The organism is Streptomyces sp. JLYT201 (genome assembly GCF_059448825.1).
In genome coordinates, this window is record NZ_CM182551.1 from 2833907 (window position 1) to 2846006 (window position 12100).

9 protein-coding genes are annotated in these 12100 nt (G+C 77.9%); 5 read left to right on the top strand and 4 right to left on the bottom strand.

What is annotated here, in order from left to right:
• Positions 1-55 precede the first annotated feature (55 nt).
• The gene (locus AC5WAM_RS11165) at positions 56-943 is read left to right on the top strand and encodes a metal ABC transporter permease (protein ID WP_495522503.1); all 888 of its coding nucleotides are present in this window, start codon (positions 56-58) and stop codon (positions 941-943) included.
• Complete coding sequence (locus AC5WAM_RS11170) at positions 880-1701, top strand: metal ABC transporter solute-binding protein, Zn/Mn family (protein WP_366793708.1); 822 nt, start codon at positions 880-882, stop codon at positions 1699-1701. Before AC5WAM_RS11165 ends, AC5WAM_RS11170 begins: the two co-directional genes overlap by 64 nt.
• A 53-nt stretch (positions 1702-1754) precedes the next feature.
• On the opposite strand, the gene AC5WAM_RS11175 is transcribed toward AC5WAM_RS11170, so the two are convergent.
• Both AC5WAM_RS11175 and AC5WAM_RS11180 read right to left on the bottom strand, forming a co-directional pair.
• Positions 1755-3410: a class I adenylate-forming enzyme family protein gene (locus tag AC5WAM_RS11175; RefSeq protein ID WP_495522504.1), complete on the bottom strand. Its 1656-nt coding sequence runs from the start codon at positions 3408-3410 to the stop codon at positions 1755-1757.
• Between the two features lie 264 nt (positions 3411-3674).
• Complete coding sequence (locus tag AC5WAM_RS11180) at positions 3675-5561, bottom strand: CoA transferase (RefSeq protein WP_495522505.1); 1887 nt, start codon at positions 5559-5561, stop codon at positions 3675-3677.
• 253 nt (positions 5562-5814) lie between these two features.
• Here AC5WAM_RS11180 and AC5WAM_RS11185 point away from each other — a divergent pair, with 253 nt between their 5' ends.
• Positions 5815-6966, top strand: a complete 1152-nt coding sequence (locus AC5WAM_RS11185) for an acyl-CoA dehydrogenase family protein (RefSeq protein ID WP_495523558.1) — start codon at positions 5815-5817, stop codon at positions 6964-6966.
• Positions 6967-7036: 70 nt separating this feature from the next.
• Here AC5WAM_RS11185 and AC5WAM_RS11190 read toward each other — a convergent pair whose 3' ends face one another.
• Together AC5WAM_RS11190 and AC5WAM_RS11195 are read right to left on the bottom strand one after the other, a co-directional pair.
• Positions 7037-8491, bottom strand: a complete 1455-nt coding sequence (locus tag AC5WAM_RS11190; RefSeq protein ID WP_495522506.1) for a sugar ABC transporter permease — start codon at positions 8489-8491, stop codon at positions 7037-7039.
• A 1-nt stretch (position 8492) separates the two neighbouring features.
• Positions 8493-9689 carry an MFS transporter gene (locus AC5WAM_RS11195; protein WP_495523559.1) on the bottom strand — a complete coding sequence of 399 codons (1197 nt, stop codon included), beginning with the start codon at positions 9687-9689 and terminating at the stop codon, positions 8493-8495.
• A gap of 565 nt (positions 9690-10254) precedes the next feature.
• Here AC5WAM_RS11195 and AC5WAM_RS11200 point away from each other — a divergent pair.
• A complete protein-coding gene (locus AC5WAM_RS11200) occupies positions 10255-11124 on the top strand; it encodes a hypothetical protein (RefSeq protein WP_366793702.1) in 870 nt (289 codons plus the stop codon).
• Between the two features lie 227 nt (positions 11125-11351).
• Positions 11352-11972, top strand: a complete 621-nt coding sequence (locus tag AC5WAM_RS11205) for a sigma-70 family RNA polymerase sigma factor (RefSeq protein ID WP_495522507.1) — start codon at positions 11352-11354, stop codon at positions 11970-11972.
• Positions 11973-12100 lie beyond the last annotated feature (128 nt).

A 12100-nucleotide genomic window follows, 5' to 3' on the forward strand; every position in this document is an offset into this window, starting at 1 on the left:
CCGGCCCGGGCCCCCGCGAGGTGCCGCCCGCCGACCTCGGGAGGGGGGCGGCCGGATGACCCTCGCCACCGCCGACCTCGGCCTCCTGCTCCAGCTCGTGCCGGTGCGGCGCGCCGGGTTCGCGCTGCTGCTCGCCGCCGTCGGCCTGCCCGTCGTCGGCGTCGTGATCGTCGGCCTCGACATCATGCCGGTGCGGTTCGCGATGATGCACGTCGCGCTGCTCGGCATCGCCGTGGGGCTGCTCACCGGGCTCGACCCGATGCTGTGCGCCCTGGTGGCCTGCGCGCTCGCGGGCGCGGGCGTGGCCCCCCTGGCCCGCACCCCGGACGGCCTGTCGGGCGCGATGGGCCTGCTGATGAGCATGGCCATCGCGGCCGCGCTGCTCGTCCTCTCGGTGGCCGGGGTCAACGCCTCCGGCGCGTTCGCACTCCTTTGGGGGTCGATCCTGTCGGTCACCACCGCCGACCTCGTCGTCGTCGCGGTGCTCGCCGTCGCCGTACCGGCGCTGTTCCTGTGGCGGCGGCGCGACCTCGCGCTGCTGCTGTACGACCGTGAGCTGGCGCAGTGCTCCGGGGTGCCCGTCGGCGGGCTCACCGTGGTGCTGCTCGTCCTGGTCGCCGTCGCGGTGGGCGGGGCGATCAAGCTGACCGGCGCGCTGCTCGTCGACGCGCTCACGCTGCTTCCCGCGCTCGCCGCGCGCCGCCTCGGCAACCGGCTCGCCACGATCGCGCTGTGGGCCGTGGCCATCGGCGTCGTCGTGAACACCACGGGCTTCCTGCTCGCCCTGTGGCTGGACTGGCCTCCCGGGCCCGTCCTCGTCCTGCTGGCGGGGGCCGTCGTCCTCGCCGTCCACCTCATCCCCGAACGGAGCATCACCTCATGGCGCGCACCGGCGTCCGCATCCCCCAGCACCTCTCCCGCACGGCCGGGGCCGTGGCACTGAGCGCCGCCCTCGCCCTCACCGCCACCGCCTGCGCCGACGAGAACCAGCCGAAGAAGACCGACGCGGGCGAGGGCGGCGGGCCCGTGGTCGTCGCCACCACCACCTGGGAGGGCGCGTTCGCCAAGGCCGCCGGGGCCAAGGACGTCACCGTCCTGGTGCCGCCGTCCACGCACCACGCGCCGGACTACGACCCCAAGCCCTCCGACCTCGCGGCCGTCGCCAAGGCCGACTTCGTGCTGTACGCGCCCTTCGAGCCGTACGCCGACAAGATCAAGGAGGCGGCGGGCTCGAAGGCCGAGCTCGTCCAGGTCGACCTCGACAACGACGCGGGCAAGGCCGCCGGCGAGGTGACCCGGCTCGGCGGCCTCTTCGGCACCGAGGTGTCCGCGAAGAAGTGGAAGGCCTCCTTCGAGCGCACGTACGCGAAGCTGTCCGCGGACCTCAAGTCGGCCTGGCCGGGCGGTAAGCCGCCCACCGCGGTCAGCCAGGTCTTCACCACCTGGTCCGCGCGGATGGCGGGCGTCCGCACCGTCGGCACGTACGGCCCCGAGCCCGTGAAGGCCTCCCAGGTCGCCGAGCTGGCCGCGAAGAAGCCCGCGCTGGTGCTCGACAACGCGCACATGTCGACCGGCACGGTCCTGCCCGGCTCCGGCGCCGAACAGCTGAAGATCGTCAACTACCCCGGGGACGACCTGGACCTGCTGCCGGTGTACCGGAACGCGGCGGCCCAGCTGAAGAAGGCGCTGCGGGCGGAGTAGCGCGCGCGACGGAAGGGGCCCCGCCGGTCCGGACCGGCGGGGCCCCTCGCGCGTCAGGAACCGGCGGCCGCCCGCTCCCGCAGGGCCGTGCGGTCCGGCTTGCCCGCCGGGGTCAGCGGCACCTCCGGCACGAGCAGCAGCCGTTCGGGGTGCTTGGCCCGGTCCAGGCCCCGCCCCGTCAGGTGCTCGCCGAGCGCGTCGAGGGTCAGGGGCGCCCCGTCCCGGCCGCCGGAGACGGGCACCACGCAGGCCGCGAGCCGCTCCCCCATGACCGGGTCGGGGACGCCGACGCACACCACGTCCCGGATCAGCGGGTGGGCGCTCAGCTCGCGCTCCACCTCGGCCGGGCTGATGTTGGCGCCGCCGCGGATCACCACGTCCTTGAGGCGCCCGACGACGTGCAGCACGCCGCCGCCGTCGATCAGGCCGAGGTCGCCGGTGCGGACCCAGCCGTCGGGGGTGCGGTAGCGGGCGTCGAGCTCGGGGGCGCCGACGTAGCACAGCGGGGTCATCGGGCCGCGCGCCACGATCTCGCCGACGGCGCCGTCCGGCACGGGCTCGTGGGTGGCGGGGTCGGCGACGCGGATGTCGGCGACGCGGGGGTCGGGCCGCCCCGCCACGACGCCGTGCTCAGGGGCGGAGCCCTCCTCGTGTCCTTCGAGCCCCGTATGGCAGTTGACGCCGTCAGCGGAGCCGTAGAGGTTCACGACGGGGCAGCCGAAGGCCTCCCGCGCGGCGGCCGCCGTGGTGGCGTCCAGCGGGGAGCCGCCGAGCACGAGCGCGGTGGGCGGCGGCAGCGTCCCGCCGTCGGCCGCGAGCCGGTCCAGGATCATCCGGGCCATGGTCGGTACGCCGAGGACGTGCGTGGGCTCGTGCTCCCGGATCGCGGCGATCGCGGCCTCGGGCGTGAAGTGGTCGAGCAGGACGAGCGTGCCGCCGTGCCGGGCGAGGGCGACGGCCGTGCCGTTGGAGCCGAACGCCGAGGCCAGCGGCACCAGGAACAGACAGCGCGGCGGTCTCGCCCCGGCGGGCATGAGCGAGGCGAAGAAGTTGCCGCGGCCGCCCGCCAGGGCGTTGTGCGAGTAGGCGACCATCTTCGGCTCGGCCTCGGACCCGGAGGAGACCAGGATGCGGGCGGGGCCGTCCGGGTCGGGCCGCGCGGCCACGAAGTCCTTCGGGTCGGCACGCAGCAACTCCCGCAGGGTGAGCGCCCCTTCGGGCCGCGGGCCCCGGCCCGCCGCGACGACGTGGCGCAGCGCGGGCAGGGCGGCCCGCGCCCCGGCGAGCGCCCGCGCCGGGTGCGCGCCCCGGTGCTCCGCCGCCGCGACCACCGCGACGGCCTCCGCGCGGCGCAGCAGGCTCGTGGCCTCCGCCGCGCCCCGGCCGACGGGGAAGGGCAGCGCGACCGCGCCCAGGGCGGCGAGGGCGAGGTCGGTGACGACCGCGTCGCGCCCGTTGGGCAGCTGGACGCCGACGACGTCGCCCGGTCCTATGCCGAGCCCGCTGAGCCCGACGGCCAGACATCGGACCTTGCGGTCCAGGGCGGTGTAACAGAGCGTGCCCTTGCCGTCGACGACGGCCGCGCGATGCAGATCACTGACCTGCCGCGCCCGGAACAGGCTGTACAGGTCGAGGTCGGGACAGACCCCCTCCACCGCCCAGCTCCTGCGGAGGGCGACGGGGAGGAGGTCGTGGAGGGTGGGGGGCATGGGGGCTCCTTGAGCTGGATGAGGGGTGAGGGCGGGGCCTTCGCGGGGCGCCCCGGGCCCGCCCCTTCCCGCTTCCTGGGGGCTCCGCCCCCAGACCCCCGCTCCTCAAACGCCGGAGAGGCTGAAACACAGCCGCAAGCGGCACCGTCCAGCCCGTCCGGCGTTTGAGGACGAGGCGCGAAGCGCCGAAAAAGCGGGGGCACGGGGGCGCAGCCCCCGGATCGGGAAGGGGCGGGCCTGGGGCGCCCCGCGAGGGACCGGCCGCTAGCCGAAGCTCCACGGGTCGGGCACCACCGGCGCGCCATGCCCGTCACGGCCGAGGGCCCCCGCCGACGCCCCCGGCTCGGAAGCGACCACGACGGCCCCCAGCCCATGCGAGGAGAGCAGCCGCACGGCGTCGACGGAGGCCAGACCGCCGAGGTCGTACGCGGCGACAGCCCCCGCACACCCGTCCCCGGGAGCCACCCACCCGTCCGCGGTCCGCAGGGGCCGCCGGAACCCGGCGGGGCGGCGCGCGCCCCGCGCGAGGGCGGGCCCGACCAGCAGGTCGGCGGCCCCGAGCAGCGAGGAGTCGACCCGCACGCCCCGCCCCCCGGACCGCTCCCGCAGCAGCAGCCCCGCGAGCACGGCCTCCGCCCCGAGCAGCCCGCCGAGGACGTCGAGGAGCGTCATCAGGGAGGGCGCGGGCGGCTCGTCGGCGGGCCGCACCGCCTCGCCGACGGCGGTACGCGCCTGGACCATGAAGTCCGTGCCCATGGGCGCGCCGTCGATCCGGCCCGCCCAGCCGCTCGTGTACGCGTACACGAGACCGGGGTTGACCCGCGCGAGGTCGTCCGCGTCCAGGGCGAGCTGCGCGGCCTTGCCGGGCGCCCAGTTGTGCAGGAAGACGTCCGCGTCGGCGACGAGGTCGCGCAGCCTACGGCGTCCGGAGGGGGACTTGATGTCGGCCTCCACGGCGTCCTTGCCGCGGTTGAGGGCGAGCCAGCGGGCGGAGACGCCGCCGCACGCGGGCGGCATGCCGCGCAGCGGGTCGCCGCCCGGCGGCTCGATCCGTACGACGTCGGCCCCGAGCAGCCGCAGCAGGTGCGCGGCCAGCGGGGCCTGGATGCGGCGCCCGGCCTCCAGGACGGTGATCCCGGCCAGGGGCCGGTCGGCGGTGGGGACCTGACGGTGGTTCACGTGGTTGCCGGGGCCGTAGGGCGTGAGCGTCCACGGCGGCGCGTGGTCGTGTTCGGCGGCGCGCTCGGCGAGCGTGCGCAGCGCGCACACCTCGGCTCCGGACGCGGCGGCGGCCGCCTGGATCCGGCTCCAGACGGCGCCGCGCACGGTGGTGTGCAGGGCCTCGGGGAAGGGCGCGCAGGCGGTGGCGTACCGGAACTGGAAGGGGCGCCAGCCCGCGCGCAGCGCGTCGGCGGGCGCGCCGAGGGCCCGCCAGAACGCGGCCCAGGCGCCGGGGTCGAGGGTCTCCAGCTCGAAGACCACGCCGTCGGCGGAGGTGAACGGCGGCCCGCCCGGCGCGAGCGGCGCCGCCTCGCCCTCGTCGGCCCCGGCCGCGGCGACGTACTGCGAGACGGCGAGCAGGCCCGCGCGCACCGCGCTCGTCCGCACCCGACCCGCCGACCCGCCGCGGGCCTCCGCGAGGAGCCCGGCGAGCAGGCCCTGGACGGCGAGGACGCCCGCGGCGGTCGCGGTGTAGTCGACGCCGAGGCCGCGCGGGGAGCCGTCGCGGCGCCCGTGCACGGACATGACACCGGTGACGGCCTGGGCGGTGGCCTCGTCGTGAACGGCGCCGAGGACGGCACCGGAACCCACAGAGCACCCGGAGCCCCCGGAACCGACGCGGGCGACGTCGGCGGCGGGGGCGGCATCCACATGGACCGCGCCCGCGTGCGCGGCCACGGCGTCGCGGGACGCGCCCACCGGGTCCGTCCACAGCACCTCCGCCTCCAGCGGCCCGAAGCCCGCGCCGCCGAGCACCGCCCGGCCGCTGTCGCCCCCGCCGTCCGACCGGAACGTCCGCGCGCCGAGCAGCCGCAGGTGCGCCGCGACGACGTCGGTCAGCTCGGGCGGCCCGCCGATGTCGCAGCGCAACGCGTCGAGGGGCCGTGCCCCGGCCCGTGCGGTGAGGTCTTGTGACGCTGCCTGGGTCATGTCCGTCGTGTCTCCTCTTCCGGTGCGGCGGCCGCCGCACCGGGGCCGCCGCGAAGGCGGGAACTCGGGGGCGTCGGCGCCCGACCAGTTCCATGGAGAGTCAGTCGGGCGCCCGGGCCCGCGGGTTCCCGGCGAGGGAAAGGAAACGGTGACGTCGGTGGCGGAGTTGACGGAGTCGGGGGAGTCGCAGGAGACGCGGAAGGCCCGTGAAGCCCGGGAAACCCGGCAGTCGCGGGAAACGCGGGAGTCGGACGTGCGGGGCGGGGCGGCCGCAGGGCTCGGCGAGCGCGTCGGGACGTTCGTACGGGAGCACGTCATGCCCCGTGAAGACGTTCTGGACGCGGGCGGGCCCGAGGCCGACGCGGCGCTGCGCGCGCTGCGGGACCGGGCCCGGGACGCGGGCCTCTGGGCCCTGCCGCTGCCCGCCGAACTGGGCGGCCAGGGGCTCGACTTGAGCGCGTACGCGCGACACGCGGAGGTGGAGGGCGCCAGCGACCACGGGCCCGCCGCGCTCGGCTCCGCGCCGCTGCTCGACGTACGGATGCTGCTGCGGCACGGCAGCGACCGCGTCCGTGCCGCGTATCTCCCCGGCCTTGTCGCGGGCGAGCTGCGCGCCTGCTACGCGATGACCGAACCGGAGCGCCCCGGCACCGACCCGTTCCTGACCGCGACCACGGCGGTGCGGCGGGCCGACGGGGACTGGGTGGTCAACGGCCGCAAGTGGTTCACGTCCGGCGCGGCGGGCGCGGACCTGGTGACCGTGCTCGCCCGCACCGACGGCGCACCGCGGGACCGGCACGGCCTGTCGCTGTTCGTCGTGCCGACGCGCTCGCCCGGCTTCCGCGTCGTGCGCGAGCTGCCCGTGCTCGGCGCGAGCGGCCAGTGGGAGATCGCCCTCGACGACGTCCGCGTGCCCGGCGACCACCTCGTCGGGGAGCGCGGCGCGGGCCTCGCCGTCGCCGCCGAACGGCTCCAGCTCGGCCGGACGCTGCGCAGCCTGCGCTGGCTCGGGCAGGCCCAGCGGGCCTTCGACCTGCTGGCCCGGCGCGCCGCAACCCGCGGCGGCGCCCGCGGCCCGCTGCACACCCACCAACTCGTGCAGCAGCACGTCTTCGAGTCCCTGCTCGCGCTGCGCACGACGCGGCCGCTGGTCCACGAGGCGGTCGCGCGGCTCGCCGCGGGCGAGGACGCGCACGTCGAGGTGGGCCTCGCGAAGGTCGCCGCGGCCCGCGCCCTGCACCAGGTCGTGGACGCGGCGATCCAGGTCCACGGCGCCGCCGGGCTCGGCCCCGACACCCCGCTGCCCGCGCTCCTCCGCACGGCCCGCGCCGCGCGGATCCTCGACGGCCCGGACGAGCTGCACGTCACGTCGGTGGCGCGCCGCGTCCTGGACGCCCACGCGTGACTCCGTCCTCCTGCGTCCCTACGCCTATGCGTCTGCACATCGCCTGTACGTCTATACGTCGCCTGTACGTCTATACGTCGCCGGGGCGGACGAGGCCGGTGAGGACGGCGAGGCCGAGGGCCAGGAAGTAGTCGCCCCAGATCAGTTCGTGCTGCTCGGCGGTGCCGGTGGCGGCGTCGTAGCAGCCGTCGAGCAGCATCCCGTCCGTCAGGTGGGCGGTCACCAGGCGGTGCAGGACGGCGGTCGCGCGCCGGGTGAGCCGCCCGGCGTCGGCGCCGGGCAGCGCGGCGAGCTTGAGCAGCGCGACGGCGGTGATCGCGGCGGCGGAGGTGTCCAGCGGACCGGCGGGTTCGGCGGTGTCGGCGGGCGGCACCAGGGGGTCCCCCGGTGCCGGGGACGCGCCGAGCCACGCCGCCGCCCGGCGCAGCCTTTCCGGACGCCACACCCCGGGGTCCGCCCCGGCTGCGTGCGCGAGACCGTCCGCGACCGCGAGCAGCAGCCAGGCCCGGCCCCGGCTCCAGCCGGGCGCCGGTTCGGCGAGCGGGCACCAGCCGCTGCCCGGCACGTACCGCCAGGCCATGGCTCCGGCCCGGCACAGGTCCAGGTGCCGGTGCAGATGCGCGGCGGCGGCCTCCGCACCGCGCGGCCCCGCCGCGGCGAGCAGCGGCACGAGCCCGGGCACGGCATCGGCCCGGGCCACGAGCCTCGGCCCGCCGAAGGCCGCACCCCAGGGGACGAGGCCCAGGCCGGGGTCGAGGGCGTCGAGGCAGACCCGGGCGGCTTCGGCGCGCAGGGCGTTGGCGTCGACAGGGGCTCCGTCGGCAGGGGTGGGCCCCGGCGAGGCGGAGGTCCGGTCGGACCCGGGGGCATGGCCCGGCACGGAGGGGCACTCGGCCCGCGGGGCGGCTCGGCCCCCAGGGGTGGTGGGGTTCGGCTCGGGGGCGGGGCGTGGACCGGCGGGGCGGTCGGGCGGGGCGGCGTCCTCCGCACGTGGGGCGGCGGAACGGTCCGACGCGGCGGCGCGGCCCGACGCGGCAGCGCGACCCGACACGGCAGCGCGGCGTGACTCGGCGGCGCGCTCCCCGGCGGCAGCGGCGGTGCGCCCCGGCGCGAAGGCGGCGCCCGGCCCCGCGGCGCCGTCCACCCGCGCGGCAGCGGCGGTGCCGTCCTGCGGGGCGAGGCCCGGTGCGGCGGTGGTCGCCGTGGGAAGGGCAGGCCCCGCCAAGGCCGTGCCGTACCAGAGGATCAGGCCGCGTGTCGCCGTGTCCGCGTGCAGCCAGTGGGCGAGCCGGGCCGTGCACTCCGCCGCGGCGCGGTGGTCCTGCGCCGTGCCCGTGGCGCGGGCGCGCAGCCACAGCAGGCCCGCCCAGAAGCCGCCGGTCCAGGCACCGCGCCGGGTCGTCGTCCACGTACCGGTTCCGGGATCGGCGAACAGCGGGAAGCGGGCGCCGACTTCGGCCCGGGTCAGGGCGGTCCGGTCGAGCACGGCACACAGCGCGGGCCCGGCCCAGGCAGGTCCGGACACGTCAGGCCTCCCCCGCCCGGCGCCGCGCGCCCCGCTCCCGTACCGCCCACGTCAGGCCCAACGCGCACGCCCCCGCGAACTCCGCCGCGACCAGGGCCCAGCCCCAGCCGTAGCGGCCCGCGTCCGCGAGGACGCCGAAGAGGGGCGGGCCCAGGGCGAAGCCCGCGAAGAAGCCCGCGGAGACGAGGGCCGAGTCCTGGCCCGCGCGGCCGGGCGCGGCGCGCTGCATGACCAGGACCATGGAGACCGCGTTGGCCGACACCGCGAACACCCCGACGGCGACCGCCGCGAGCCACACCAGCGGGCCCAGTGCCGCCGCGGCCACGAGCAGCAGCGCCGCGCCGACCGCCCCCGCCGCGAGCCACCCCGGCAGCCACGGCGCCCGGCCGGGAGTCGCCGCCCGCGACCAGGCCACGCGCCCGCCGATCCCGGCCACGCCGAGCACCGCCACCAGCGCGGCGGCGGCCGCCGGCGGCAGGTCGAGGCGGTCCGCCCCGTACAGCGCGAGGTAGGTGTTGACCGACGCGATGCCGCAGCCGAGCAGCAGCGAGAAGCCCGCGAGCCAGGCGATGGCGCCGCGCGGCAGCAGCGAAGCGGCTCCGGCGGGCCGCTGGGGCCCGCCTGCCGCAGCCCCCGCAGGCGCGGCCCCCGCAGACCGCCGGGGCCCGCCCCCCGCGGGCGCGGGCGCGGCCGGGGGCAGCGCGCGCAGCGCCCACGCCGCCGTCAGGACCGCCGCGCCCGCCGCCGTCCACACCGCCGCGCGCCAGCCCAGCCACCCGGCGAGCCCCGCCAGGGGCAGGCCCGCCGCGAACGCCCCGAGTTGGACGCCCGACTGCTTCATGCCGGTCACCGCGCCGCGCCGGGCGGGCTCCACGGACGCCAGGATCGCCTTGTTCGTGGCCGGGTTGGCCAGGGCCTGCGGCAGGCCGCCGAGCGCGACCGCCGCGAGCAGGAAGCCCGCGCCGGGCGCCGCGCCGATCAGCGCGAGGGCCACCGCCGAGAGCAGGAGCAGGGCGGCCAGCGCGCGGCGCGGCCCCACCCGGTCGACGACGCGGCCGCCGACGGGCGACAGGACGGCGGCGGTGCCGAAGCCGATCGTCGTGGTCAGGCCGAGCGTCGTCGGCGAGACGTCGAGGTCGTCCACCAGGCGCGGCCCGAGCGCGCCGAGCAGGAAGAGCTGGAGCATCGAGAAGGCCATGGCGCAGGTGAGCAGCGCGGTCGACGCGCCCCGCGCCCGCGTGCCACCGCCCGTGACCGCGCCCGAACTGGCGCCCGTGACCGCGCCGGTGGCGGACGTACGGGAGGGAGCGGGCGAGGGCGTACGAGAAGACGTGGAGGACCGCGCGCCAGACGACATCGACGACCACGCGGCGGACGAGGCCGACGACCGCGGGCCGGACGACGCGTCCGCGGCCTCGGCGCACGCTCCGACAGGCCTGCCCGGAGACACGTCGGCGTGCGCTCCCGTCGGCGCCCCGGCATCCGCCCCCGTCGGCGCCCCGGCAGGCGCGGCCGAAGACGACGCCCCGGCGGGTGCGGCCGAAGACGCACCCGGCGCGGCAGCCGAGCTCTCCGCGCCCGCATCCCCGTGCTCTCTCGCCACGTGCCCGCTCCCCCGCTCGACAGTCGGCCGGTCAGGAGTCGGCCGCGCCGCCGCCCCAGTTCCCGGCAGCCCAAGTGACCTGCGCCACACACGGGCCCCGCGCAGAACATTCCGGACCCGCCCGCTGGCCGCGCCGGGCGGATGCAAAGATGAGGCCGCCATGTCTGGGGGCCGAAGCTGTCGCGCGATACGGGCCGCGGTGTTCGCGGCCGCCTGTGTGCTGCTCGCGGCCACCGGCCACGCCCTCATGTCGGCGTCCCCGCTGCCGTGGTGGGCGCTGCCGGGCGCGGGCGCCGCGACGTTCGCCGGCGCCTGGCTCCTGGCCGGGCGCGAGCGCGGCGTCCTCATGGTGACCACCGCGTCCGTCGTGGCGCAGGCCGCGCTGCACTCGTGGTTCTCGCTCGCGCAGGCCGCGGCCCAGTCCTCGGCGACCGGCGGGGCGTCCCTCGCCCAGCAGTGGGCCCGCCATCTGCTCTGCGGGGCGGACGGCATGGGGACCATGTCGGAGGCGGACGCGCTCCGCGCCGTGACCGACGCGGGACTCGCCGACCGGCTGCACGAGGCCGCCGGGCACACCCGGCACTCCATGGGCATGCAGGAGACGGCCGTCCCCGCGCCCGGCGCGCACGACATGACCCACATGACCTCCGCGGGAGGCCACGGCGGCGGCGCCCTGTCCGACGGGACGTCCGACGCGCTGCCGGGCGGCATGTCCGACGCGATGTCCGGCATGCACGCCGGGCACGACATGGGCGGCATGTCACCGCTCGGCATGCTCGCCGCGCACCTGATCGCCGCCCTGCTGTGCGGCCTGTGGCTCGCGTACGGCGAACGCGCCGCGTTCCGCATCGGCCGGGCCGTCGCGGGCTGGCTGGTCGCGCCGCTGCGGCTCGCCTTCCGGCTGCCGCCGCCCGCGCACCGGCCGCGCCTGCGCCCGCGCCGCGACCACCGCGCGCGGCGGCTGCGGCGGCTGCTCCTCGTCCACGCCATCACCTCACGGGGCCCGCCCCTCGGGATCGCTGTCAGCTGACAGCCGGTACCCCGGCCCGCCACGACGGCGGCCCCGGCCCGGCGCCGCCCGGCGCCGCGCCGCCCCTCGTCGTGCGCGCACCGGGCATCGGCCCGCACCGCCCCACCCGGCGGCACCGGGCCGTACGACACCCCTCACCGGCCGCGCGCCGTCGCGGCCGGATCCCGAAACTCCGCACTCCGGACGCTGCACCTCCGGTTTCCGGACACCCGTAAGGACCTCAGGCGATGACTGCTGCCCTGGCGACCCCACCTGCCCGAAAAATCCAGAAAGGCCAGCCCTGTCGACCGACGGGCCGCCGCACCGACGCCGCCGACGAACCCGTCACGCGGCTCGCCCTCGCCGCGCGCGACGGCGACCCGGACGCCGTCGACCGTTTCGTACGCGCCCTGCACCGCGACGTACTGCGCTACGTGGCGCACCTGAGCGCCGACCCGCAGGCCGCCGACGACCTCGCGCAGGACACGTTCCTGCGGGCGCTCGGCAGCCTGCACCGGTTCGAGGGCCGTTCGTCGGCGCGGACCTGGCTGCTCTCCATCGCGCGGCGCACCGTCGTGGACAGCCTGCGGCACGCGGCCGCCCGGCCCCGCCTCTCCGACCGCGACGACTGGCAGACCGCCGCCGAACAGGCCCAGCCGCGCGGCCTGCCCGGCTTCGACGACGGCATCGCGCTCGCCGAACTCCTCGCGGGCATACCCGCCGAGCGACGCGAGGCGTTCGTCCTCACACAGCTCCTCCAGCAGCCGTACGCGGAGGCCGCCGCGGCCATCGGCTGCCCCGTCGGCACGGTCCGCTCCCGGGTGGCCCGGGCCCGCGCCAATCTGATCGAGGCCCTGGACGCGGCCTGATCCGGCCCGGCTGAAGGGGGGTGGCGCCGCGGGGCGTCACCCCCCTCCGCACGTCTTCAGTCGACGCGGTGGGCATGGTGAACGCGGTGGACACGGCGGACACAGCGGGTATGGCGGGCATGGCGGAC

Excerpts from the sequence above, each read along its gene's own strand:
- AC5WAM_RS11165 (WP_495522503.1), top strand. The coding sequence starts at position 56 with ATGACCCTCGCCACCGCCGACCTCGGCCTCCTGCTCCAGCTCGTGCCG.
- AC5WAM_RS11170 (WP_366793708.1), top strand. The coding sequence starts at position 880 with ATGGCGCGCACCGGCGTCCGCATCCCCCAGCACCTCTCCCGCACGGCC.
- AC5WAM_RS11175 (WP_495522504.1), bottom strand. The coding sequence starts at position 3,410 with ATGCCCCCCACCCTCCACGACCTCCTCCCCGTCGCCCTCCGCAGGAGC.
- AC5WAM_RS11180 (WP_495522505.1), bottom strand. The coding sequence starts at position 5,561 with ATGACCCAGGCAGCGTCACAAGACCTCACCGCACGGGCCGGGGCACGG.
- AC5WAM_RS11195 (WP_495523559.1), bottom strand. The coding sequence starts at position 9,689 with ATGGCCTTCTCGATGCTCCAGCTCTTCCTGCTCGGCGCGCTCGGGCCG.
- AC5WAM_RS11200 (WP_366793702.1), top strand. The coding sequence starts at position 10,255 with ATGTCTGGGGGCCGAAGCTGTCGCGCGATACGGGCCGCGGTGTTCGCG.
- AC5WAM_RS11205 (WP_495522507.1), top strand. The coding sequence starts at position 11,352 with ATGACTGCTGCCCTGGCGACCCCACCTGCCCGAAAAATCCAGAAAGGC.